This is a genomic window from Bradyrhizobium sp. USDA 4369 (genome assembly GCF_054056435.1).
In genome coordinates this window covers 6,837,944-6,861,366 of the sequence record NZ_JBSRYH010000001.1, presented here as the reverse complement: position 1 = coordinate 6,861,366, position 23,423 = coordinate 6,837,944, and the positions used below count along the sequence as shown (strand labels likewise).

Below are 23,423 nucleotides of genomic sequence, written 5' to 3'. Positions count from 1 at the left end.
AGAGCCGGATTGTGGAAACATTGAGGCAAATTGCGCTGTCGGTCCCGCCACGCTCAGGATCACCGGCGACGCGGACCTCGCTGTTAACGGTGGTTGTCGAAGCCCGGCCGCCCCGGGGGAGTGTGGCAGGATGTGGGCTGGCGCTGCGCCGCGCCCGGCGTTAAGAGCTGCCCAACGCGCGGAAGCGCCCTCATGGTCGCGATGCGGCGCTCCGATGGAGCGGCGCATGCGGTCATCGGATGACGTGTTGGCCGAACGGCTGATGTCGTCCCAACAGCAGCCGCGTGGGTAATTCCTGGCGGCTTGCTGACCGGCGGGTGGGGAGTGATCGCGCAGGCTGACGACTGTGCGAGTATGACGCGACCTCGATTGCCCTCTCTCATCGCATTGCGTGCCTTCGAGGCGGTGGGCCGCAAAGGCAGCGTGCGCGCCGCCGGTGACGAGCTCGCCGTCAGCCATACCGTCGTCTCGCGCCATCTGCAGAACCTGCAGCGCAGCCTCGGCGTCGCGCTGGTCCGCGCGGAAGGCCGCGGCATTGCCCTGACCAATGCCGGCCGCACGCTGCATGCCGAGGTCAGCCAGGCATTCGACATCATTGCCCGCGCCACCACGCAGGTCCGCCCCGCGTCGCGGCCCACCCTGAACATCTGGTGCATTCCCGGCCTCGCCAACCGCCGGCTGCTGCTCAGGCTGCCCGAGCTCACCGGGCCGCCGCGCAACTGGGACATCAACCTGCAGCCGACCTTGTCGCACCCCGATCTCGAGCGCGGCGAGGCCGATGCCGAGATCGTCTATGCCGACATGCCCGCGGCCAAGAGCGGCATGCTGGCCGAGGAGCTCGTCCGCCCCCGGGTGTTCCCGGTCGCGAGCCCGGCCTTCCTGGCCCGGTTCCCGGCGCTCACCTCGCTCGGCGCACTCGCCAGGGCCTCTCTCATCCACGAAGAGTCCACTGAGCAGTGGGAGCGCTGGTTCAAGCTGGCCGGACTGCACGAGCCCCTCACCTTGCGCGGACAGCGGCTATGGCATGCGCATCTGGCGATCGAGGCGGCGCGCTTCGGCCAGGGCGTTGCCCTCGCCAACGACGTGCTGGTCGCGGATGACGTGCGCAGCGGCGCGCTGGTCGAGGTGCTGCCGTCGGCGGTCCATATGGGCGCCTATCAGCTCATCGCCCTCCGGGAGCGCTGGGACGAACCGGCCATCGTCGCGCTGCGCGCCTGGCTCAAGAAGGTGCTTGCGCAATAGCGATCGCCACTCTGCCGATCGGAGCGGTCACGCGCGTGACAAGAGCAGCGTGTGACAATGAGAATCATTCCCTGCTGAGCCAGTAGTCGTACGGGTGCGGAATTCACGCCGCGGCGACCGCAGGATTCACATCCTATACCAAATCGAAATTGGCCAAGTCTAACTAACTCATCATTGATGATGTTATCAGGCCGGGCCGATGCTGTCGCTGTTCTCGAAGAACTCACAACCGCCGTCTCAGCCCGTGATCGCTCAAGCCTCTGGCCCCGAGACGCCGGAATTGCGCGAGGCTCAACTGATCCGCGTCATCGATACGGATGACCGGCTCGACGGCGTCTCGGCCGACAGCTTCAAGTTCGACGGCGCAGCGTCACCGCTGGCATTCGCTTTCGTCTCGCCGCATCTTGATTTCGCAAGGATCACCTCCGAGCTCCGCAGGCTGGCCGGTGCGACGACCGTCATCGCAGTCTCGACGGCCGGAGAGCTGTGCGCAGCATCGCCCGCGACGCTCTACAAGCCGACCGAAAACCGCTGGTCGTCGGTGGTGGTCCAGGTGTTTCCGGCCGATCTTTTCCGGGCGGTGAGCGTCCACGCGATTCCATTGCAGAATGAGGACACTCGTAAGGGCGCGCCGTCGCTGCCGCATGATGCGCGCATCGAGGCGATCGTTCGTTCGCTGTCGTCGATTCGCACGCCGTTCGGCATCGACGTGCGTGACACGCTCGCCTTCACCCTGGTGGATGGCGTCTCGGCGAGCGAGAATTATGTCATGGAGGCGGTGTACAGGGCCGGCAAGTTCCCGTGCGCCTTTGTCGGCGGCTCCGCCGGCGGCAAGCTCGACTTCAAGAACACCTATCTGTTCGATGGCAGCCGCGCCATCGAGAACCACGCGCTCATGATCTTCATGAAGATGGCTCCCGGCCGCGGCTTCAGCCTGTTCAAGAGCCAGAACTTCAAGAAGACGGGTCAGTCCTTCGTGGTGATGGGCGCCGATCCGCACCGGCGCACCGCCTCCGGCGTGCTCGACGAGCGCACCAACGAGATCAGGCCCTTCGCCAACGCCGTGGCGGACGCGCTGAAGACGACGCCGGCCGGGGTCATGTCGAAGATGCAGCGCTACTCGTTCGGGATCGAGGTGGGCGCCGATCTCTTCGTCCGGTCGGTCGCGGACATCAACGCTGAGACGGGCGTCATTTCCTTCTTCTGCGACGTGAATTCCGGCGATCGCCTCGAGCTTCTGGAGGCGACGGATTTCGTGGAGCAGACGCGGAAGGACCTCCAAGCCTTCCTCCAGGGCAAGCCCCCGGCGATCGGTGCCGTGCTCAACGACTTTATCCTGCGGCGTCTCAATAATGAGGGTGCGCTGCGCAACATGTCCGGCCTATGGCCGATGCCCGCGGCGGGGTTTTCGACCTTCGGCGAGCTGTTCGGCATCAACATCAATCAGACGCTGACCGCCGTGGTGTTCTTCGACACGCGCAGCCAGCAGCTGCGCGATCCCTTCGCGGACATGTTTCCGGTCCACTACGCCAATTTCGCCAGCTACTTCACGCGCAGCCATCTCAACCGCATGATCCTGCTGAACCGGATCAAGGACGGAATCGTCGCTCGCCTGACCGAATATCTCGGCACCAGCGCGATGCTGAGCGAGAAGGTGGAGAACGCGTTGCGGCAGACCGCCGCCGTCAACACAATCGTCAAGGACATCCATTCGGTGATCCTGACCAGCGCTGATTCAGCCATCAAGGCCACGGACACCACTGCGCTTGCCGACGAGTATTCCGGCCTGACCCAGGCGATGAACGGCCTGCGCGACATCCTCAAGATCATCGACACGATTGCCGGGCAGACCAACCTGCTGGCTCTGAACGCCACCATCGAATCCGCCCGCGCCGGCGAGGCCGGACGCGGCTTCTCGGTGGTGGCGAGCGAGGTCAAGAAGCTCGCGCAGGACACCCGTTCCAGCCTGTCGCGGACGCATGCCTCGATCGGCGGGATGGAGAACTCGCTGGCGTCGCTGGGCACGAACATCCAGGAGACCCGCGGACAGCTGGTGCAAGCGGGCGAAGGCTATAGCGGGATCGTCACCCAGATCGAGCAGATGTTCACCAAGCTCGAGACCATCACCGGCGTTCTTGCCGAGCTCGAGGGGTTCGTGCGCAAGAGGAGCGCCGAGCTGGCTGGGGTGATGGGCGAAATCGACAAGTTGAAGCGGATCGGCTGATCGCGCCGGACGCTTGCTGACGACGCGCTCCGCCGAAGACCATTCTCCGAAGAACCTGGTGCCGGCCGCCGGGACGGCGCGCCGAACCGCGGCAGCCGGGCCTCAAGGTGGGGTGTGGCGCATTTTCATGCCTCGCCTTCGGTGCATAAAAGTCACCTGTCGCGCGGAACAAGCTGATTGTTCCCGAACGCCAGCGCCTTAGCGTGTGGCTCAGCTAGTTTTGCAAGGAGCTGAGCCATGGGCGCGAACGAGGAACTGCTGGCACGACGACACCAGGCCGTCGTCAGGGGCGTGAGCTATGCGACGCCACTGTTTGCCGACCGGGCGCTCAACAGCGAGGTCTGGGACGTCGAAGGCAAGCGTTACGTCGATTTCGCCGGTGGCATCGCGGTGCTGAACACTGGCCATTGTCATCCGCATGTGGTGGCGGCCATCCGCGCCCAGCTCGACCGTTTCACCCACACCTGCTTCCAGGTGCTGCAATACGAGCCCTATGTGCGGTTGACGGAGCGGCTCAACGCGATCGCGCCGATCTCTGGCCCGGCCAAGTCGATCCTGCTGACGACCGGCGCGGAGGCGACCGAAAACGCCATCAAGATCGCGCGGGCCGCCACCGGCCGCAGCGGCATCATCGCCTTCACCGGCGCCTTTCACGGCCGCACCGCGCTGGCCAATGCCATGACCGGCAAGGTGATGCCCTACAAGAAGCACTTCGGGCCACCTTTGCCCGGAATCTGGCATGCGCCTTTTCCGGTCGCCGGCAGCGGCGTCTCGGTCGAGGATACGTTGTCTTATATCAACTTCATCTTCAAAGCCGACATCGACGCCTCGCAGGTCGCTGCGATCATCATCGAGCCGGTGCAGGGCGAGGGGGGCTTCCATCAGGCGCCGCCGGAGCTGATGCGCGGCCTGCGCCGGCTTTGTGACACCCATGGCATCGTGCTGATCGCGGACGAGGTGCAGACCGGCTTCGGCCGGACCGGCAAGATGTTCGCGATGGAGCACTATGACGTGCAGCCGGACGTGATCTGCGTGGCCAAGAGCCTCGCCGGCGGCATGCCGCTGTCGGGCGTGATCGGCCGCGCCGCGATCATGGAAGCCGCTGAGCCGGGCGGGCTGGGCGGAACCTATGGCGGCAATCCACTGGCCTGCGCGGCTGCGCTCGCCGTGCTCGACGTCTTCGAGCAGGACAAGCTGTTGGACCGCGCCAACGCGATCGGTGCCAAGCTCCGCGCTGCCATCAGCAAGTTTTCGCGCGCCAATACACTGGTTCCGATTTCCGAGCCGCGCGGTCCTGGCGCGATGATTGCATTCGATATTCTGAAGCAGCGCGGCAGCCACGAGCCGGATGCGGAGATGACCAAGCGCGTGACCCGCGTGGCGCACGAGAATGGCCTGATCCTGTTGTCTTGCGGCGTGACGGCCAGCACGATCCGAATCCTGGTGCCGCTCACCGCGTCGGACGAGATCGTCGACGAAGGGCTCGCGATCCTGGAGAAGTGTCTGGCCGCCTGATCAGCGGCCAGGGTGAGAGATGAGGCTGGAGGTTGGCGTGACTGAGAGTGTGGCGGCAGTGCCGAATGACGTGATGGAGCGGCTTGCCGCCGCGGTCGATGCGAACTTCGCGAAGCAGGTCGCCTTCCTGCAGCAGCTCGTGCAATTTCGCAGCCTGCGCGGCGCGGAAGCGCCGGTGCAGGACTGGCTGGCCGGCGAGTTCGAGACGCGCGGCTACGAGGTCGAACGCTTCAGCCTCGCCGATGTCGACTTGATGCGCCATCCCAAGGCGGCGCCGATGGACAGCATCGTGCTGGATGGATCCAAGCAGGTGGTGGCGACGCTCGACAGCGCGGGCAAGGGGCGCAGCCTGATCCTGCAGGGTCATATCGACGTCGTGCCGGAGGGGCCGACCGATCTCTGGAATGATCCGCCCTATGAGGCGATCGTACGTGACGGCTGGATGATCGGGCGCGGCGCGCAGGACATGAAGGCCGGCGTGTCGGCGATGATCTTCGCCCTCGATGCCATCCAGACAGCCGGCTTCGTGCCGGACGGACGCATTCACCTGGAGACGGTGACCGAGGAGGAGAGCACCGGCAATGGTGCACTGTCGACCTTGATGCGCGGCTACACCGCCGATGCCTGCCTGATCCCGGAGCCGACCGGCCACACGCTGACGCGCGCCCAAGTCGGCGCAATCTGGTTCCGCCTGCGCGTGCGCGGTACACCGGTGCACGTCGCTTATGCGGAGACCGGCACCAATGCGATCCTGTCGGCGATGCATCTGATCCGTGCCTTCCAGGAGCATACCAAGGAGATCAACGCGCGGGCCAAGTCGAATGCCTGGTTCGCCGCGGTGAAGGATCCGATCAAGTTCAATGTCGGCATCATCAAGGGCGGCGATTGGGCGAGCTCGACGCCGGCCTGGTGCGACCTCGATTGCCGGCTCGGCGTGCTGCCCGGTGAGACACCGGCGCAGGCCATGGCGGGAATCGAGCAGTGTCTCGCCGCAGCGCAAGCCGCCGACAGCTTTCTGTCGGAGAATCCGGTCGAGCTGGTGTGGAGCGGCTTCCAGGCCGATCCGGCGGTGTGCGAGCCTGGCAGCGCCGCCGAGGCCGCGCTGGCCGAGGTGCATGCGCGCGTCTTCGAGACGCCGCTGGATGTGCGGCTGTCCACGGCCGTCAACGACACGCGCTATTACGCGGTCGACTACGGCATTCCGGCGCTGTGCTACGGACCTTACGGCATCGGCCCGCATGCGTTCGATGAGCGCGTCGATCTCGACAGCGTGCGCAAGACGACGCTCTCGATTGCGATGTTCGTTGCGCAATGGTGCGGGCTGCGGACCGCGTGACGACCGCATGATCCGCGTTGCACTTCTGAGCCGTCCCGGCCTCATGGATCCGATGAAGCCGCTGCTTGAGCGCGAATTGCCAGGTGTGACCGTCGCGTCGTGGCCCGAGCCGGCGGCGCGCGATGCCGATATCGCGGTATGCTGGAAGCCCGAAGCCGGTGCGCTCGCGGCGATGCCGAAGCTGAAGCTGATCCATGCGATCGCCGCCGGCGTCGACAACATCCTGTCGGACCCGACCTTGCCTGATCTCCCGCTGTGCCGGATCGTCGATCCCGGCATCACGTCGGCGATGACGGAATTCGTGCTGTGGGGAGCGCTCTACTTTCATCGCGACTTCGATCGGATGATCAGCAACGCGCGTGATGGGCTGTGGTGTCGCTACGATCAGCGCGCGGCGCGGAATCGCCGAGTAGGGATTCTCGGACTGGGCGAGCTCGGGACTGCGGCGGCAGTTCGTCTCGTCGAGCTCGGCTTCACCGTCAGCGCCTGGTCGCGCTCTCCGAAGCGGCTGGCGGGTGTTCAGACCTATAGCGGGGCGGGTGCGCTCGACGCATTCCTGAGCGAAACGGAGATCCTGGTCTCGCTGCTGCCGCTGACGCCCTCAACCGTTGGCCTGCTCAACGCGGAACGTCTGAGCCGGCTGCCAAGAGGGGCGGCGCTGATCCTGTGCAGCCGCGGTGAGCATCTGGTGCTGGATGATCTGGTGGGCCTGCTTCGCAATGGGCATCTGCGCGGCGCGGTGCTCGACGTGTTCGAGCAGGAACCGTTGCCGGCCGAGCACCCGCTATGGCGCGAGCCCGGTGTGCTGGTGACGCCGCATATGGCGGCGATCGCCTCCTGGGAGGTGATTGCGCAGCAGGTGGCGGACAATGCCAAGCGGCTGCTGCGCGGCGAGCCGCTCCTGAATGTCGTCGATCGCGTGCGAGGCTACTGAGCTGCGGGCCGCTGAGCAGCCTCCCGTGGCCTGGCCTATTCGAGCGTCTGCACCGGCGGTGCGACTGGGCCGCGCGGGGCCGGGGGCGCGGCCGCAGCAGTCATCGGCTGTGGCGGCGCGTTGCGCGGTGCTGCGAGCGGCGGCTGCTGAGCGTCGGTCATGGCCGCCTGGCTCTCCCTGACCGGACGCCGAACCTGTTGCGCGCGGGCCGCGCGCGACCGGCGGAAGCCCCAGGAGCGCGCGATCGAAGGCCCAGCGGTGTAGCCGACCACGGCGCCGGCGACGGCGCCCACCGGGCCGAAGACCACGGCGCCGGAGAGGGCGCCCAGCGCGGCATCGCCGCCGCGATGCTCGTCCGCCCGCGCCGCTGTCAGGGTGACCGATGTCAGCAAGGTGAGTGCAAGCGCCGTTGTGGCCAACATTCTGGTCATGCGATGTCCCTTCGTCTCAGCGCTGCCGAAATGGCGGACAAATGTGGCGAGAAGAATGCGGCTGGGATCCACGCTGGCGATCGCCGGACATGCGTGTCATCGGCGCATCGCACCCTGCGGCTTCAGCGGCGCAGGATCCGGCCGGATGCACGCCGGCTTTTCGAAAGCATCATCGTCAGGGAAGGGACAAGATCATGGCGCGCAGCTCTGGAACGCATCCTGTTCCAGGTCTATGCCACGCTTCTGGCGCCATGCTTGGCGCGCCATTTCGGCCCGGGGCCGCGCATGTAGTGGCGTTCGGGCCGGTAGGGGTCGCCGATCAGCGCGAGGAGAGTCTTCCAGCGATCGCGCAGTGCAGCCAGACGACGGGGTCCACGGAACAACATCTGAGCCTCGAACTCAATGCATGCGACCAAGAATGGACGAGAACGGGACGGCGAAGATCTCTTCGTCGAGATCGTCTGCGACATGCAGAACCCAGTCCCGCCAGTCCTCCTCGCTCTCGGCTGAAATCAGTGCGTTCATCACGCGGGTCGCGTGATCGCGGGCCTCAGCAAGATCGAGAACCGCGGTTCCGCGCCGATCGATGAGGATCTCATCGTCATTGGAGCAGTGAAAGAAGACCTGCGTCATGTCTGGCTCCTCAGCCACCATCGCCGAATCTTGCTGAGAGTTAGCAGCGGAGAGCTGCACACGGAATTACGATTGAGCACGTAAGGTAAATTACGGGCGCAGTGTTGCCTTTTGGAACCGCTTCTGCGGTGACCAGAGTCACACAAGGCAGCCTCCGAAGGAACCCTAGGCTCGCATTGCGGTTAATGCGGGATTCCAGTGCAACAGGAGCACCGCATGATGTCCGAAACTCAGATTCATGCGATCGCCAGGCAGATGCTCGAGATGCACGGTGCGGCCGCGATTGCGCAGGCCGCGCAAAAGGCGCTGTCCTGCGAAAACGGGGGCTCTCCCGAAGAGGCGCGCGAGTGGCGCCACATCGCCGATGCGATCAGGATGATGCGCGGCCCGCATCAGAGCTGATAAGGCTTTGCTAACCCTGCGGGGGGACCGGATCCGGCCAGCGTGTCCGCTGTCGGCGCTGGTCGAGCGCGCGATGCGAGCCATCTCATCCTGGTTTCCGACCCAATTTCCCCGCATGACTCGGTCAACATGATTCGGCCGTCGATTCGCCGCGGCGGCCGAGGCGTCGGCGCGCTTTTCGCCTCAAGATTGTCCAAGGATTGTCGCCATGGTCTTTTTCAAGCGTGAGCTCAGCCCCGTCGAGATCTTCGAGCGCGCCTTGAGGGACAAACAGGCCGCGCGCCAGAGGCTGACGGAGCGGCTGCGCAGCGCCGAACAGGCGCTGGAAGAAAAGCGCGTGGCCGCCGAGCGGCTCGCAAAGGCCGGCGCGAGCAATGGCCAGCTCGATCGCGCCGAGGCCAAGATGCAGTCGGTCGAACTCAAGGCCAAGACATTGCGGACCGCCGTCGCGGAATGCGACGAGCAGATCATTCTCGCCGAGCGCGGTCTGTCGGAGGCGGTGGCCCAGCGCGACCGCGACCGCGCCGCCAATGAGATCGAGGCGGTGGCCGCCGCAATCGAGCAGGCGGTGCCGCGGTTCGAGATCGGTGCGGCAGCGCTGGTGGATGCCGTCACGCGCGGCCGTGCGGTGTTGAATGAGGCCAGCCGCTTCGCCGCCGATGTCGACGATATCCGTCGCGAGGTGCTCTCGGCCGCCGAGCTGATCTGCTGGGAACTACGCACAGCGGCCTCGCGCACGCGGGCCGGCAACATCAATGTCGCGCTGCTGGCGCCACCGGAGGCCGCGCAGCTGCCGCCGCCGGAGACGGACCGGCAGATGATCTACACACTCAATCCGCTGACATGGCGCGAGGGAGAGGAGGTGAAGCGTGTCGCCGCCTTCACCATGACCGCGCTCCCCAAGGCGCTGTTGCCGTCGGCGCTGGCGCATCAGCATGTCGACTATCTGAATGCGCGTCGGGTGCAGACGCTGATGCATGTCCATGGCAGCGGACAGCAGCAGAGCGAGCCGATGCCGGATGATCCGGCGCTGATTGACCTCGATGCGCTCGGCATGCAGGCCGAGGAGACGCCGCAAGCGGATGTGGCCTGAGTTCGGCAGCTTGCGGCTGGCGTTGGCGGCGGCGCTGCTGCTGATTGGCATCAGCGCGGCGCGCGCCGAAAACCTCGATGCTGGAAAGTCCGCGCCGCGCCTGTTTGCGGACAGTTGCGCCAGCTGCCACCGCTCGGCACTCGGTCTCGCCAAGGGGCGTTTCCGTCTGACGCTCTATCTGTTCCTGCAGAAGCATTACACGACCAGTTCGGACCAGGCGGCGGCGCTGAGTGCCTATCTGCAGTCGGTCGATGAGTCCCCCGGTCACCGGCCCGCGCGCGCCGCCAAGCCTGTCCATCCCGGCCGTCGCGAAGGGCGGGCGCCCCGTCCGCCGTTGCCGGTCCGGGGCCGCTAGCCGCCCGAACGTCCGCAGTTTTCCGGGCAACGCGATCCGGGTATGGCCGACATCTGCAACCTGGGCTATGCTGAACGGGCCAAAACCGGCCAAACGAAACGCAAGCGAATACGGATGATGCTCACGCCTCCCATCCTGGTGCACGGACCGGCCGAGGCGGGGCGGTAGCGATGATGACCTTACCGGAGCTCGCGGCAGCGGCGCTGGAGCAGTTCCTCAGCTCTTACATGCGTCGCCGTTTCGGATCCTCTCAGACCCAGCTGTCCGAATTCCTTCCGGCTGCGGCCCGAATTGCGCTGGAATGCATCGGCAACAGCGATGCGCTCTATCACAATGTCGAGCACACGCTTCTGGTCACGCTGGCGGGACACGAGATCCTGCGCGGCCGCGCGCTGCACAGCCACATGACGGCCGACGACTACGTTCACGTGATCATGGCATGCCTGCTGCACGACATCGGCTATGTGCGTGGCCTGTTTCGCGAGGACGATGCGGACGGGTTTGTGGTCGATCCGGCGGGCCGCAAGATCTGCCTGCCGCGCGGTTCCTCGGATGCCAGCCTGATGGCCTATCATGTCGACCGCTCGAAGCTCTACGTGATCAACCGCATCGAGGGCATGGCGCCACTCGACAAGGATCGCATCGCCCGCGCCATCGAAGGCACGCGCTTTCCGCCGCTCGCCGGCCAGCAATTCGACGAAGAGCAGTCGATCGTCCGTGCCGCCGATCTCATCGGGCAGCTCGGCGATCCCAACTACATCCGCAAGGCCAATGCGCTGTACCACGAGTTCGAGGAGGTCGGCATCAACCGCCAGCTCGGCTACGATTCGCCGGCCGACATCGTCCATCGCTACCCGCAGTTCTATTGGAACAGCGTCGCGCCGCACATCCAGACCGAAATCCGTTATCTCAACATGACGTCCACTGGCCGGCAGTGGATCGCCAATCTCTATGCGAATGTGTTTCGCGCCGAGCGCGACATCTCGCTGTCGGGGCCGCAGACCTGAGCAGGCGTCGCGGCTAGATCACGAAGCGTTTCCACGGAACGCATCATGATCTTTCCTCGTTGTTTGAGCATGATCTTTTCGGAAAACCGGTGTCCACTTTTCCGGATCATGCTCTAGCGCCGGCCGCCGACCTCGTCGATATGGCCGAGCAGATCGGCGGGATCCTCATAGACTCGAATGGCTCCGGACTGGCGCAGCTCTTCAGAGCCATAGCCGCCGCTCAACAGGCCGACGCCGAGCGCGCCGCGGCAGCGCGTCGCGGCCAGCATGTCCCAGATGCTGTCGCCGATGACGATCGTGCGCTCGATCGGCACATCGAGACGGGCAGCCGCGGCGAGGAACAGGTCAGGGTCGGGTTTGGCGTAGCGGACCTCGTCGCGCGTCACCACCGGGCTCGCTTTGGGGTCGACGCCGAGCGCTGCGAGGTTGACGGCGGCGGTTTCCATGCGGCCGCTGGTTGCGATCGCCCAGGGGATGCCCGCATCGGTCAGGAAGCCGAGCAGTTCACGCGCGCCGGGCAGGGGACGCACCTGCCGTCCCAGCGCTTGATAGGCCGCCGCGTGCGCGATCCGGAGACGTTCGATCCGCTCCGGCTCCATCGCAAAGCCGGTCTCGCGCAGCAACTGGTTGGTGAACAGGCCACCGCTCATGCCGATCTTGCGGTGGATGCGCCAGACCGAGAGTTCGATGTTCTCGGCATCGAGCGCGCTCTTCCAGGCCAGTACATGCTGATAGACGCTATCGACGAGCGTGCCGTCGAGGTCGAAGAGAAAGGCGGTTTCAATGTGCATGGGTGGACCTCAGCGCCGGGCTGGTGCAAGCGTCGCGATTGCAAGACCACGCGCGGGCGGCCATTCGGGGTCCTGCCCGGCCTCATTCAGCGTACGCGCCCGGCCCATGGGGCCGGAGACGCGCCGCCTGTCCTCGTCGGCATTGGTCGCCGTCAATCAGCCCTTGGTGCGGATGAAGCCGGCCAGGGTCTTCTTGTGCTCCTCGCACCAATTCGTCATGCCCAGGCGGCGCTGATCCATGTCGATGGCCTGTGTGGCGATGGCCACTTCGGCCATCACGTCGTCATCCTGCTTCTGGCCCATCTTTCCGCCGGTATGCATATAGGCGATGGCGTTGCGGACCTTTTCGGTGGTCCCATCGGGCATGTGCATCTCCTGGGCCTTCTGGACCAGGTCCTGATAGACGACGTCGATGCCCGGGCATTCGATCTTGGTTGCAAACGCTTCCAGCACCATCATGGTATACATTTGGCGCGGCTCGGCGTTGGCTGACGCCGCTCCCATCAACAGCGCCGCAATGGCCAAGGTGTAACGCAGCAAGGTGTAACGCAGACCGTGTCGCATATGCTCGGATCCTCCCGTTTGTTTCCCGGGAGGCTAGCGGCTGGGCGCGGCGGCGGCAATGATGAGCGCAGTGCAGCAATCGCGATTTGATCTCGCGATCCGGCCGCGGCCGGCGCCTCCCCGCTATTTGCCGAGGCGGCGCTCCTGCTCCTTGAGCAGCAATTCCAGCTCGTCGCTCTGTTGCGCCAGGCGCTCCGCGTTGCGCTCCTCGTCCGCGGCTCCTGAGCGCGCTGCCGCCTGCTCGGTGATCTGGCGGATGTTGTCGCGCAGGATCGCGATGCGATCTGCGAGCTCGGACGTGGACAGGATGGTCGGATCGGTTAGGCTCATGAATCCCTCGCCAATGGTGCTTGTGCGTCGTCTGCTGGCTTCGGATCGCACATTCCCGCGCCTCTCAGCGCGGTTCCATAGCTCGGAAAGCGCCAGCGCGACAAGCCTGACGAGATGTCAGCCGGTCATTCCACTTCTAGGACGCGGCCTGATTTCCATTAGCGGACCGGCATCGGCGGACGCACCACCGGCTGATCGGGATCGGTCGTCCCCTGCGGCGGCGGTGCCGATTGCAGGGCCATCGGCGCTGGCGGCGGGGGGACTGCAGCGGTCGCGGGGCGCGGACGGTGCGGGACGGCAGCGGCGCCCGGCGGCGGCGCTACGGCGGCCGTGGCGGGCCGCGGCGCGGGCCGGGGCCGCAGCGTCTGCTCGATGGCGCGCGGATCGAACGCCCGCGCTTCCGCGGTCCGCTCGGTCGGCTTGGCCTCGGCCGCGCGCGCCACGTCCCGCGCCACCTGGTCCTGGCCGGCCTTCAGCTGCGCGATACCGGCTTTGAGCTCGTTGACCTGCTGGCTCAGAGCGGCGATGTCGCGGGCCATCGATTGGAGCATCTGAACCTGCTCCGATGTGACCGTCGCGGCGGCGGCATTCGCCGCCGGCTCCTGCGCCTGCGGCGCAGCAGTAGCCGTCGCCGTCGTGGTCTCGTGCGACAGCGATGCGGCCGCAGGAGCCGATCCGTCCCGGTCCGCATTCGACATCAGCGAGATGCGCGGCATCCAGTGCGCAACCAGCTCCTGGGCCTGATCTCCATAGGTCTGCCACGCGGCCGCGGCCACGGCGCTGCAGACGCCAAACAGCACGACAAGGACGGTGCGCACCAGCCAGGTTCCGACGCTGCTGCGGCCGCCGGACGACGCGGCCTCTGGCGCAGCCGGTCGCGATTCGGGATCGATCTTGGGCGGCGACATCTCTGCGGCTCGCGGCAGCGGCCGGCGGTCCGGCTCTGCGGTGACACGATCTGCGCGCGCTGCCAGTACGATCTCAGGGTCGATCACAGCATGGGGCTGCGCATCGCCGTCTTTCGTGGTCGTCGTTGCAAGCATTGACGCTCCGTCCTCCGTTATCGTCCGCTCTGACGGCGGGGCTCAGCTCCATGCCCTTGGTGAGGCGACGCGCGACCGAGCAGGCCGCATCCAGCATGGAACTTGAAAACCGGTTATCATCGTACTCATGCACCGCGTACTCCTGCATCGTGCGCGCGCACGGCAGTCACGCATCACCCAGAGTAGGACCCGGCACGAGATTCGAGCCAAAAAACTGGGCTCAAGATCTCGGCTGGCACTTGCGCCGCGCGCTTGGAACGCGCCATTGCGTTCCCTCATTCTCGCGGTCGGCGAGTTCCGATATCTTATCGCACGTTCCCAATCTATCCGCCCAAACCAAGGCGAACGCATGACGCTTGCGGGACCCGCGGGACTATCCCTGCGGCCGCAGCTGCAGCTTACTCCCAATAAGCGCTCAATGCTATGCGGATGGTATTTCCGGCCGTTGAAGATCGTTTTGGCCGGCCATTTCTGCCTCCGCTAACTGCATCGGACGTCAACGCTTGAGGATGTCCCGCGCCGGCAGCCGGATCTCGCAACGCAGGCCGCTCGGCTCGAATCGCCTGGTCACGCGGGCCCCGACATCATAGGGCAGCATCTGTTCGAGCAGGACAGTTCCAAAGCCCTGGCGCTGCGCGGCGATGGGGCGGCCCGACATGCCGGTCTCGCTCCAGTCCAGGACGATCCAGCCGCTGTCCTCGCTGCCGTCGAGCCGCCATTCGATGCTGATGAAGCCTCGCGGCATGGTCAGAGCGCCGAATTTCAGCGCGTTGGTCACGAGCTCATGCACGGCGAGGCCGATGCTTTCGGCAGCCTTGGCCCTGATTCGCAAAGGTGGGCCGGCCAGTGAAAACTGTTCGTCCTCACGCGCTGCGCCGGCGCGCAGCTCGTCGGCAATCAGTTGGGCAAGGTCGAAGCCCGCGAATGGATCGCGCGTGATGGCGGCCTGAACGCGGGAAAGCGCCGTGATGCGGCCCTCGAGATGGCTGGCAAAATCCTCGACATTGTCGCTGCTGTCTCCGGTACGCCGGATGATCGATCGGATCACCGCCAGCATGTTGCGAACCCGACGCTGCAACTCCGCCAGCAGCAATTTCTGGTGCTCGGTCCCTGATACGAGCGCGGTGATGTCCTGGGTGATGCCGCCGATTCGCTGCACCCGCCCGGTCTCGTCGATCATCGGAAAGCTGCGGATGCGGAGCCAGCGCAGGCTGCCATCGCTGCGCCTGATGATGCGAAAATCGAAGCTGTCGCGTTCGCCCTGACGGGCGCGGGCGAGGCCCTCCAGGACGCGGGGGCGGTCCTCCGGCAGCATCAGCTCGGTCCACTGCGCGAGATGGTCACCTTGCAGCACGGCCTCGCGCGGAACGCCATAGATTGTCTCGAACGCGGGGCTGAGATATTCCCATTGCATGGTCGCGGCATCGCGGATCCACACCACGTCGGACGATGCCGCGCCGAACTGGCGGAAGCGCGCCTCGCTCTCGCGCAGCGCGGCTTCGGTGCGCTTGCGATCGTCGATATTCATCGCCAACTCGACCAGGGTACCGTCGCCGAGGTCGCGGCCGGCGAACATCATCCAGGTGCGTTCGCCGTTCTTGCGGAAATATTCCTTCTCATAGGGACCGATCCGGCCGGTCCGCTGCAACAGATCAATCTGGGCCGCGGAACTGGCCTGCCACTCCGGAGGTGTCATGCTCTGCCAGGTCAGCTGTCCACCGCGCACCTCCTCGCGCGAATAGCCGGTCATGGTAAGAAAGGCGTCATTGGCGTCGATCAGCCTGCCCTCGGCATGATCGAAGAAGAGCACGCCGACCGAGTCGATCTCCTGCAGCCGCTGCAGCCGGTGCGCGCTGGAGACGATATGCTCCGCCGGCCCGGGATGCCCGGCCATGTCGGGATCGCAGCCCTTCTTCGCGTCCGTGCAGCTCAGCCGCGCCGCCAGATCGGGATCGGATCGCATCAAGCTCAGCACATCCGGGTCCAGCGCGATGTCGGGGTGGGCGACGGCCCAGAAATGCGCCATGCGCAGATAGGCGAGAAAGGCGGCCAGCAGCTCCAGCCTGCGATCGCCCAGCGTCTTTCTGAGCGTGAGCCGCGCCCGCTCGGCCATTTCGGTCTGCAGCAACAGTGCGCCGGCGGCATCGAACAGATCAGCCTCTGCCGCGCTGAAAGGGGCAGGAAGCTCCGTCAGCTCGGACACTGCTCCCATCCGGTCCAGCGCGGCCGCGACGCGACCCGAATCTGCAATCGGACGCATAAGCAACTGGCGGGCGCGATCAACCGTCTCCGGCCGGACCGTGGGATCGCCGCCGGGATGACCCAGCCCGACCAGAAAGCCGAAATGACGGGCCACGCAATAGCGGGCGCAACCGAGGCGCGACAGGTGGACGGCGAGACGTTCCTTGAACAGCGCCGGCAATGGCGCGTCGAGATAGGAGCTTTTCGCGAATTGCCACAGCGTGGGGGCGGTCTCCGGCGCCGATGGCCGGGGACGGAATAGGTTGGGCATCAGGCCAAGGCGCTGGACCACCTCCTGTTCAAACGCGAAGTCGCCGTCACGCTGCTCAACCATTGCCGCTTCCCCGGCCGTGCGCCCGAGCTGGCCAGCATAGCGCAATCCGCGCGCGCGACCACAGACGGTGCCTCAATCATTGGCGTCGAGCTGACGTCCTTCGCGGTCCAAATGCAAGTAATTGGCATTGAACAGGCCGGCGCTCATCAGGCGCTCGAGATCCGGCAACACCAGCATCTTGCCCTTGAGCACGATCAGATTGTTGGCACGCAGCTCCTGGAGCGTTCGATTGACATGGACCTTCGAGAGACCTGTGGCTTCGGCGAGATCGGCCTGGGTCAGGGGGAAATTGCAGCTGTTGTCTTCGGCGAGGCCAGCGAGTCGCAGCCGGAAGAACAGTTCGCACAGCAGATGCGCCATGCGCTCCGACGCGGTCCGCTGTCCGAGGTTCATGGTCCATTCGCGTTGGATCGCCGCGTTGACAAGGGTCTCCCACCAGAAGGCGGTCGCGACGCGCGGATACCCCGTGCTGATCTCGTCGAAGAACTCGCGTGACAGGTCGGCAATCGAGACCTGCGTGATGGTGCCGATCGAATGGTCCATCTCGCGCAGGATGAAGATGTTGAGGTCGCAAATGTCGCCCGGCAGGAAGAATGATACGATCTGGCGGCGACCGTCCTCGAGCTGCTTGTAACGGCAGGCCCAGCCGTTCAGGATCAGGTGAACGTCCTTCGGTTTCTCGCCTTCACGCGCAATGTCGGTACGCGGCGCAAACGTCCTGATGCGCTGCGCGGCCGCGCGATTGAGCATCAGGCGGTCCGCTGCAGAGAGCCGGACGAAATTCTCAAGTTTGCGAACCAAGTGGCTCAATATCGGTTCCCCCGTGTCGCTTATAGGGGTTCCAGGCGGTGCGCATTCAATAACTTATGTTAGTATGGTACCTCATTAGTCGCTGGAGCGCCATGGTTGCGCCGGTTCCCATTCCGACACTTCCGCACCGTCCATCATAATCGGTTCCATCGCCCCGGGGCATCCGCCTTGCTGCGGCGGCACGGAGGGCAAAAGCGGTCTGATCGGCCGATGGGACGACCCATGTCGCAAGCCGAACAACCGTAATCCTACGGGTATTCATGCTGCGCTTGATGCGACGCCTACCGGCAGGGCGGCTGATTAAGCGTGCCTTAGTGTGCCACTGTCTAGGGTGAACGGATCAAGCAATTAGGGATGCATCATGCGGGTCGGTCAGCTGTTCACTGTCTCGATGCTCTCAGTCGCGGGCCTCGCCTGCGTGCTCGGGGGCGAGATCGTCGTGTCTGAGTATCGCGCTTATGCGAGCAAGACCGAGGCGATCAGGTCGGTGGACGCCTTCGGGGCCGTGCTGCTGACCGGGCAGGCGATCGCCGGGTTCCGCACGCCCTATGCCACCACGCTGTTCCAGGAGCCCGTTGCCAATCCGGCGCAGCTGGACGCGATCGCGAAATCCGGGCAGCAGGCCGATGCGGCTTTTGCGAAGGCGCGCAACGCGATCGAGGCGATCTCCGATAGTCAGCCGATCATCGACGGATTGGCAAAGGGGATGGCCAGGCTCAACGACGTCCGCGCCGTCGTCGATCGCGCCGTTCAGGTGCCGTTGAGCTCGCGCGATCAGAACGCGACCCGAGGCGTACTGCCGGGCATCTCCGATAGCCTGAAGATGATGGAGCCGCTCTTGAACCGGCTGGAGAGCCGGGTGGCGGTGGCGGATCCCTCGCTGACGCCGCTGCTCAGCATGGCGCGCACGGCGCAGGATCTGCGGCTCACGGCCGGCGGCCGCGCCGCGATGCTGTCGCCGGTGCTCGGATCGAAGCGACCGCTGACCGCCGCCGAGATCTCTGCCATGGACCGCGCGCAGGGCCGCGTCGAAGCCAACCGCGAACGCATCGAGTCGAGCATCGATCAGGTCGGTAATCCTCCCGCGGTCGTGCAGATCATGGGCGAGGCGGTCGAGGCCTATTTCGGCAAGTCGGCGCCGTTGATCGAGAAGGAGGTCGCGGCCTCGCGCAGCAACGGCAATTATTCCTTGACGCCCGACGAGCTGGGCAATCTGGTGGTTCCTGCGATCCTCAAATTTCTGGCTGTTCGCGACAAGGCGCTGGCCGAGGCACGCGATCGCGCCGAAGCCGAACGCGACGATGCGCGCCTGAAGCTGGTGCTGGCAAGCGGTGCCGTGCTGGCGCTGCTCGGCATGCTCGCCGTCGTCACCTTCATGCTGCGCCGTCGCGTGATCGCGCCGCTCGCGGCATTGACGGGCGTCGTCGGCGATCTCGCCGCCGGCCGGGATGACGTCGTCATTCCCGCCAACGATCGCCAGGATGAGATCGGAACGCTGGCCGGTTCGCTCCAGGTCTTCAAGGACGCGCTGCTGGCGAAGAAGGCCGCCGATCGTGCGGCCGCCGCCGAAGCGGAAGCCAAGATCCAGCGCGGCCAGCGGGTCGACGTCGTCACGCGCGAATTCGAAGCGATCATCAGCGAGATCGTGGAGGTCGTGTCGACGGCGTCGACGGCGCTCGAGAGTTCGGCGGGTACGCTGACCGCGACAGCCGAACAGTCGGAGCGGCTAGCTGTGGAGCCTCAGGAGGTTGTCCTCGGTTAAACCGAGTCTGCTGATAGGCGGCTGGGAGTTTATGCCGCCGTGAGGCCGGTGCCAATTATACTGGTGCAGCCAGATGGGCAGTTGCGCGGCGCGCTGATCGGAAGTGGGATAGGTGTGTGCATAAGCCCACTCCCGGAGCGCTGTCTGGATAAAGCGTTCAGCCTTGCCATTGGTTCTGGGCGTGTAGGGCTTGGTGCGGATATGCTTGAGACCAATATCGCGGCAGGCCTTATCGAAATCGAAGCCGATATAGCAGCCTCCGTTGTCAGTCATGACGCGGGTGACGGTAACGCCCAAGCTCTTGTAGTGAGCGACAGCGGCCTTGAGAAACGCAACAGCACTCTCGGCGGTCTGATCCGGCTTGAGCTGTGAAAAAGCGACACGGGAGTGGTCATCGATGCAGACATGCATGTACTCCCAGCCAAGACCGCGACAATGACTATAACCGTTCCGATTACCGGTGACGCGATGGCCGCTTTGCGCGAAACGGCCGAGCTTTTTGATATCGATATGGATCATCTCGCCGGGCGCAGCGTGCTCATAGCGACGCACCGGTTCGATCGGCTCCAGATCACGGATTCGGTTCAGCCCCAGCCGTCGCAGAACGCGGCTGACCGTGGCCGGCGACACCTTAACCTCAGCCGCAATCTGCTTGCCGGTGTGGCGCTGACGGCGCAAAGCCTCGATAGCGGTACATGTGGCAGCAGTGGTTTGGCCTGGCGATGAGTGCGGTCTGGAGGAGCGATCGAGCAATCCCTCGACACCTTCCTCGCGGAACCGCCTCACCCATTTGGCTACGGTCTTCGGCGTCGTATTGTACTGGTAAGCAGCTTCAGCATAGCTCAGCCCACCGTCTACGACACTGCGCACCATCGCCTCTCGACCTTTCGGTGTCATAGGCGCATTCTTGTGGACGTCCATCTGGTCTCTCCTTGGAACACTGAAGCTTCGCAACCTCAGCTTCCTCGGTTCAGACCGGATGGACAACCTCCTGGAAGACCACAGCTAGCCACCACCGTCGCCGCTGCGTCGGAAGAAGCATCCACCAACGTCGGGTCGGTGGCATCTGCAACGGAGGAGATGTCGTCCTCCGTCACCGAGATCAGCCGGCAGGTGCAGGATTCCGCACGGGTGGCCAACGAGGCGGTGCAGCAGGCGCAGCGCACGAACGACCGGGTCGGCGAACTCGCCAAGGCCGCCAGCCGCATTGGCGATGTCGTGGAGCTGATCAACTCGATTGCGGGCCAGACCAATCTCCTGGCGCTGAACGCCACGATCGAAGCGGCGCGCGCCGGCGAAGCGGGTCGCGGCTTCGCCGTGGTGGCGTCCGAGGTCAAGGCGCTGGCCGAGCAGACGGCAAAGGCCACCGACGAGATCAGCCAGCAGATCAACGGCATTCAGTCGGCGACGCAGGAGTCCGTGAACGCGATCAAAGAAATCGGACAGACCATCGAGAAGATGTCCGAGATCGCCTCGACGATTGCTTCGGCCGTGGAGGAGCAGGGCGCCGCCACGCAGGAAATCTCGCGCAGCATTCAGCAGGCCGCGCATGGCACCCAGCAGGTCTCCGCCAACATCGCGGATGTGCAGCGCGGAGCAAGTGCGACCGGTCAGGCGTCAGCGCAGGTGCTGAACGCCGCCCAGTCGCTCGCCGGTGAAAGCAGCCGTTTGAAGCGCGAGGTGAGCCGATTCCTGGGGTCGGTTCGCGCAGCCTGAGGCACGCCCGGCGCGGCCTCGTCCTCGTCTTGAAGCCCGTTGGCGACGTTCTACGCCATTTCGAGATGGTCACTTGCTGCCGGCCCGGTCCTTGTCGTTCCTCCAATGCCAAGTCGAGCACTTAAGCCGAAAGCTGGGCGCGAGGTTCTGAGGAGGTCCGCCGCGCCAGCCGCGGTGAACGGCCGCGGCGTTGTTGGAGGAGCGCGCGCAGGCGCAACGCGTCTGTCGGCGCCGCGCTCTTCTGATCATTGTCGAAGTAGACGTAGACGTCGATCCCGTGTGCGGACCACCCGCGAATTCGCGCGGCCCAATCTTGGAGCGTTGCCGCGGGATAGTTGTCGCGGTACTGGCCACCTGGTCCATGGCCCCGCACATAGACAAAATCAGCCGTCCGTCGCCACGGCGCCGGCGCGTCGTGATGGTCCGACAGGCACAGGGAGATATTGGCATCTCTCAGCACGCGCATGATTTGCGGCGTGTACCAGCTCGGGTGACGGAATTCGAAGCTGTAGCGGCGATGCTTGGACAGCAGCGCCAGGAAGGAGGTGAGCCTGTCGACGTCCAGTTGAAATCGCGGCGGCAGCTGAAACAGCACGGGATCGGCCTTATCGCCGAGCAACGCCAGCCGGCTTTCCATCAGCTCCAGGCTGTTGATGGAGCGCGCGGACAGGCGCTTCCATTGGGTGATGAACTTGGACGCCTTCCAGGCGAAGACGAAGTCCGGGCCGGTCTGGTCGTGCCAGCTGCGGACAGCGGCTTCCGTCGGTGTTCGATAGAACACACCGTTCAACTCGGTGGCGCCGAACTGGCTGGCGTAATAGAGCAGCTCATGGCGGATCAGCAGACTGGACGGAAAGAAGGCGCCGCGCCAGGAGGCATAGTGCCATCCGGATGTGCCGACAACGATCCGTGCCATCATCACCTCGCCAGCAACGTCATCCCACTCACAAGCTTGGGGCGGGGACGGGGTTCCTGGCTTGAGGACAGAAGACGTGGCCGGCAGTGCGGCCAGGCGAGACGTCCGGGGAACTCTAGCGATCTGCAGGCTGCAGGCGCGGAGCGCTCAACAGCTCGTTGATGTGCGCCGCCGTTTCGGCCTGCAGCGCCTTTTTCAACAGCGAATCCCGCTCCTGTCCGGCCGGAAGCAATTTCGCAGCATCACGCGCCGCGGCTGCGGCCTGCTGCAGGCGCTCGGCGAATGGAATTGTCTGTTTGCGCCGGTTTCTCTTGAGGGGCATGGGCGAACTCCTGTTCCACTGGACAGGAGTCTGTGACGCTGTCCCGTCGATGTCGCTAACACACGTTAGCGTGAAATTCACGATGAGCGGAAGGCGCAGCGAACCCGTCTCGCAGCAGGCGATGGTTAGTTGCTCGACCGTTCCGTATCGTCGCCTGGGACGCATGAGATGCACCTCATGTCCTTGCTTGAGCGCCAGGGTGGCCGCTGCGGCCGCCGACTCGAATGCCGCCTCCCTGGTCGCGAAGTCGCCATGCGTGTTGCCGTCGTGCAGCATGCTCCAATGATCACCGACTGCGACGACGGCGTATTGAGCCAGTCCCATTGTGTCCTCCATCACTGCCTGAACGACGAGAAATCAGCTGCCCGACGCGGTGACGCGCCAGACCCTGTTGCCGACGTCGTCGGCGATGAGCATTGCGCCGGTCTTGTCGACGGCAACGCCCACCGGGCGGCCCCGCGCCTCGTTGCGGTCGTTCAGAAAGCCGGTCACCACGTCCTGCGCTTCGCCACGGGGCTTGCTGCCTGCCTGAGAGCCACCGGCATCGCCGGGCGTTCCGATGGAGCGCACGGATTCGTTCGACCGCCTCGTGCCTGGGCAGGGTCTGCCCATGTTTTCCGATTGCAAACTGGGTTGGTTGCAGCACGATCGAGGGCTGACCGGGATTCATGGGGAATCCCCTGCATGGGCTCGAGACGTGATGGCTGCTTCTCAGCGCCTGTTTTCATTCGTCGGCGGACCGGTCGGACGGTGGTCCGTCCTGGAGATTCGTCCCGTCAAGGGCGCGGCGCTGGCCGTGGTCGAGAAACTGGACATCGTGCAGGGCTCGGTGCCCGCGCCGTCCTGCGGCCAAGGCTGGTCGCTCCGCGGCGTCACCAGCAACGTCAGGTACACGACACGGTCGGAGCAAAGCGCGCTCACCACGGTTCAGGCCGGGCTCGGACGATCAGAGGCGACGCGCGCCGTGCTGATCCCGATTACGAAGACCGCCGCATGGTGGGATCTTCCGCAGGATGAGCGGCGCGCCATTTTTGAGGAGCAGTCGCGTCACACCAGCATCGGCCTGAAATATCTGCCGCCGGTGGCGCGGCGGCTGCATCATTGTCGCGATATCGGTACGGCGGAGCCGTTCGATTTTCTCACCTGGTTCGAGTTCGCTCGGGAGCACGAGGGTGAATTCGATGCTCTCTTGGCCGAGCTGCGCGCCACGCGGGAGTGGGATTTCATTGCCCACGAGGTCGAGGTCAGGCTGGCGCGATGAGGCCCGGGCCTTGGCGCGGATGCCGCACGCCTCGGCATCCGTCAACGGTTCTTGTTGAGTGGACCGGTGCCGCGCGCGCTATCGCTGGCGGTGGCGTTCCCCGGCGCAGTCGGGGCGACGGCGGCCGGCGCGCTCTGCTTCGGTGCCGCGACGCCAGTGGT

The 23,423-nt window shown here is 65.2% G+C and carries 22 protein-coding genes and 3 pseudogenes; 12 read left to right on the top strand and 13 right to left on the bottom strand.

Features of this window, described 5'->3' with window-relative positions:
* The first annotated feature begins 354 nt into the window (after positions 1–354).
* The 5 genes from ACVIJ6_RS31100 to ACVIJ6_RS31080 all read left to right on the top strand — a co-directional run bounded on the left by ACVIJ6_RS31100 (position 355) and on the right by ACVIJ6_RS31080 (position 7,251).
* The gene (locus ACVIJ6_RS31100; protein ID WP_456775829.1) at positions 355–1,242 is read left to right on the top strand and encodes a LysR substrate-binding domain-containing protein; all 888 of its coding nucleotides are present in this window, start codon (positions 355–357) and stop codon (positions 1,240–1,242) included.
* Positions 1,243–1,441: 199 nt separating this feature from the next.
* Complete coding sequence (locus tag ACVIJ6_RS31095) at positions 1,442–3,466, top strand: methyl-accepting chemotaxis protein (protein ID WP_456775828.1); 2,025 nt, start codon at positions 1,442–1,444, stop codon at positions 3,464–3,466.
* A 237-nt stretch (positions 3,467–3,703) separates the two neighbouring features.
* Positions 3,704–4,981, top strand: coding sequence for a 4-aminobutyrate--2-oxoglutarate transaminase (gene gabT, locus ACVIJ6_RS31090; protein ID WP_456775827.1), 1,278 nt, complete (start codon positions 3,704–3,706; stop codon positions 4,979–4,981).
* A gap of 37 nt (positions 4,982–5,018) precedes the next feature.
* Complete coding sequence (locus ACVIJ6_RS31085; RefSeq protein WP_456775826.1) at positions 5,019–6,317, top strand: ArgE/DapE family deacylase; 1,299 nt, start codon at positions 5,019–5,021, stop codon at positions 6,315–6,317.
* A gap of 7 nt (positions 6,318–6,324) precedes the next feature.
* Positions 6,325–7,251 (top strand): 2-hydroxyacid dehydrogenase, encoded by a 927-nt coding sequence (locus ACVIJ6_RS31080; RefSeq protein ID WP_456775825.1) that lies wholly within the window; start codon positions 6,325–6,327, stop codon positions 7,249–7,251.
* Between the two features lie 35 nt (positions 7,252–7,286).
* Here ACVIJ6_RS31080 and ACVIJ6_RS31075 read toward each other — a convergent pair whose 3' ends face one another.
* The 3 genes from ACVIJ6_RS31075 to ACVIJ6_RS31065 all read right to left on the bottom strand — a co-directional run bounded on the left by ACVIJ6_RS31075 (position 7,287) and on the right by ACVIJ6_RS31065 (position 8,315).
* Positions 7,287–7,682, bottom strand: coding sequence for a hypothetical protein (locus ACVIJ6_RS31075; RefSeq protein ID WP_456775824.1), 396 nt, complete (start codon positions 7,680–7,682; stop codon positions 7,287–7,289).
* 230 nt (positions 7,683–7,912) lie between these two features.
* Complete coding sequence (locus tag ACVIJ6_RS31070; RefSeq protein WP_012044332.1) at positions 7,913–8,068, bottom strand: hypothetical protein; 156 nt, start codon at positions 8,066–8,068, stop codon at positions 7,913–7,915.
* Positions 8,069–8,081: 13 nt separating this feature from the next.
* Positions 8,082–8,315 (bottom strand): DUF6894 family protein, encoded by a 234-nt coding sequence (locus ACVIJ6_RS31065; RefSeq protein ID WP_012044331.1) that lies wholly within the window; start codon positions 8,313–8,315, stop codon positions 8,082–8,084.
* 219 nt (positions 8,316–8,534) lie between these two features.
* On the opposite strand from ACVIJ6_RS31065, the gene ACVIJ6_RS31060 reads away from it, so the two are divergent.
* The 4 genes from ACVIJ6_RS31060 to ACVIJ6_RS31045 all read left to right on the top strand — a co-directional run bounded on the left by ACVIJ6_RS31060 (position 8,535) and on the right by ACVIJ6_RS31045 (position 11,172).
* The gene (locus tag ACVIJ6_RS31060) at positions 8,535–8,717 is read left to right on the top strand and encodes a hypothetical protein (RefSeq protein ID WP_456777119.1); all 183 of its coding nucleotides are present in this window, start codon (positions 8,535–8,537) and stop codon (positions 8,715–8,717) included.
* 208 nt (positions 8,718–8,925) lie between these two features.
* A complete protein-coding gene (locus tag ACVIJ6_RS31055) occupies positions 8,926–9,810 on the top strand; it encodes a hypothetical protein (protein ID WP_456775823.1) in 885 nt (294 codons plus the stop codon).
* Positions 9,800–10,165, top strand: a complete 366-nt coding sequence (locus ACVIJ6_RS31050; RefSeq protein WP_456775822.1) for a cytochrome C — start codon at positions 9,800–9,802, stop codon at positions 10,163–10,165. Before ACVIJ6_RS31055 ends, ACVIJ6_RS31050 begins: the two co-directional genes overlap by 11 nt.
* A 170-nt stretch (positions 10,166–10,335) precedes the next feature.
* Positions 10,336–11,172 carry an HD domain-containing protein gene (locus ACVIJ6_RS31045; RefSeq protein ID WP_012044326.1) on the top strand — a complete coding sequence of 279 codons (837 nt, stop codon included), beginning with the start codon at positions 10,336–10,338 and terminating at the stop codon, positions 11,170–11,172.
* A 113-nt stretch (positions 11,173–11,285) separates the two neighbouring features.
* Here ACVIJ6_RS31045 and ACVIJ6_RS31040 read toward each other — a convergent pair whose 3' ends face one another.
* The 6 genes from ACVIJ6_RS31040 to ACVIJ6_RS31015 all read right to left on the bottom strand — a co-directional run bounded on the left by ACVIJ6_RS31040 (position 11,286) and on the right by ACVIJ6_RS31015 (position 17,225).
* Positions 11,286–11,963 carry an HAD family hydrolase gene (locus tag ACVIJ6_RS31040; protein WP_456775821.1) on the bottom strand — a complete coding sequence of 226 codons (678 nt, stop codon included), beginning with the start codon at positions 11,961–11,963 and terminating at the stop codon, positions 11,286–11,288.
* 156 nt (positions 11,964–12,119) lie between these two features.
* The gene (locus ACVIJ6_RS31035) at positions 12,120–12,527 is read right to left on the bottom strand and encodes a hypothetical protein (protein ID WP_456775820.1); all 408 of its coding nucleotides are present in this window, start codon (positions 12,525–12,527) and stop codon (positions 12,120–12,122) included.
* Positions 12,528–12,650: 123 nt separating this feature from the next.
* A complete protein-coding gene (locus tag ACVIJ6_RS31030; protein WP_012044323.1) occupies positions 12,651–12,857 on the bottom strand; it encodes a hypothetical protein in 207 nt (68 codons plus the stop codon).
* A 158-nt stretch (positions 12,858–13,015) separates the two neighbouring features.
* The gene (locus ACVIJ6_RS31025) at positions 13,016–13,900 is read right to left on the bottom strand and encodes a hypothetical protein (protein ID WP_456775819.1); all 885 of its coding nucleotides are present in this window, start codon (positions 13,898–13,900) and stop codon (positions 13,016–13,018) included.
* Positions 13,901–14,396: 496 nt separating this feature from the next.
* The gene (locus ACVIJ6_RS31020) at positions 14,397–16,475 is read right to left on the bottom strand and encodes a PAS domain S-box protein (RefSeq protein WP_456775818.1); all 2,079 of its coding nucleotides are present in this window, start codon (positions 16,473–16,475) and stop codon (positions 14,397–14,399) included.
* Positions 16,476–16,547: 72 nt separating this feature from the next.
* A complete protein-coding gene (locus ACVIJ6_RS31015) occupies positions 16,548–17,225 on the bottom strand; it encodes a Crp/Fnr family transcriptional regulator (protein WP_456775817.1) in 678 nt (225 codons plus the stop codon).
* A 421-nt stretch (positions 17,226–17,646) separates the two neighbouring features.
* Between ACVIJ6_RS31015 and ACVIJ6_RS31010 the strand changes: the two genes are divergently transcribed.
* Positions 17,647–19,047, top strand: coding sequence for a HAMP domain-containing protein (locus ACVIJ6_RS31010; RefSeq protein ID WP_456775816.1), 1,401 nt, complete (start codon positions 17,647–17,649; stop codon positions 19,045–19,047).
* Here ACVIJ6_RS31010 and ACVIJ6_RS31005 read toward each other — a convergent pair.
* Entirely contained in the window at positions 19,012–19,968 is a 957-nt protein-coding gene (locus tag ACVIJ6_RS31005) for an IS481 family transposase (protein WP_456775608.1), read from the bottom strand. The two genes, ACVIJ6_RS31010 and ACVIJ6_RS31005, sit on opposite strands and share 36 nt — an antisense overlap.
* A gap of 81 nt (positions 19,969–20,049) precedes the next feature.
* Here ACVIJ6_RS31005 and ACVIJ6_RS31000 point away from each other — a divergent pair.
* A pseudogene (locus tag ACVIJ6_RS31000) lies at positions 20,050–20,763 on the top strand (methyl-accepting chemotaxis protein); the annotation flags it as partial.
* Between the two features lie 121 nt (positions 20,764–20,884).
* Here ACVIJ6_RS31000 and ACVIJ6_RS30995 read toward each other — a convergent pair.
* The 3 genes and pseudogenes from ACVIJ6_RS30995 to ACVIJ6_RS30985 form a co-directional block, all read right to left on the bottom strand.
* A complete protein-coding gene (locus ACVIJ6_RS30995; protein WP_456775815.1) occupies positions 20,885–21,679 on the bottom strand; it encodes a DUF72 domain-containing protein in 795 nt (264 codons plus the stop codon).
* 463 nt (positions 21,680–22,142) lie between these two features.
* Positions 22,143–22,325, bottom strand: a pseudogene (locus ACVIJ6_RS30990) (hypothetical protein); the annotation flags it as partial.
* Positions 22,326–22,358: 33 nt separating this feature from the next.
* Positions 22,359–22,529 (bottom strand): annotated as a pseudogene (locus tag ACVIJ6_RS30985) (PQQ-dependent sugar dehydrogenase); the annotation flags it as partial.
* Positions 22,530–22,701: 172 nt separating this feature from the next.
* Between ACVIJ6_RS30985 and ACVIJ6_RS30980 the strand changes: the two are divergent.
* Positions 22,702–23,262, top strand: coding sequence for a chlorite dismutase family protein (locus tag ACVIJ6_RS30980; RefSeq protein WP_456775814.1), 561 nt, complete (start codon positions 22,702–22,704; stop codon positions 23,260–23,262).
* Positions 23,263–23,423 lie beyond the last annotated feature (161 nt).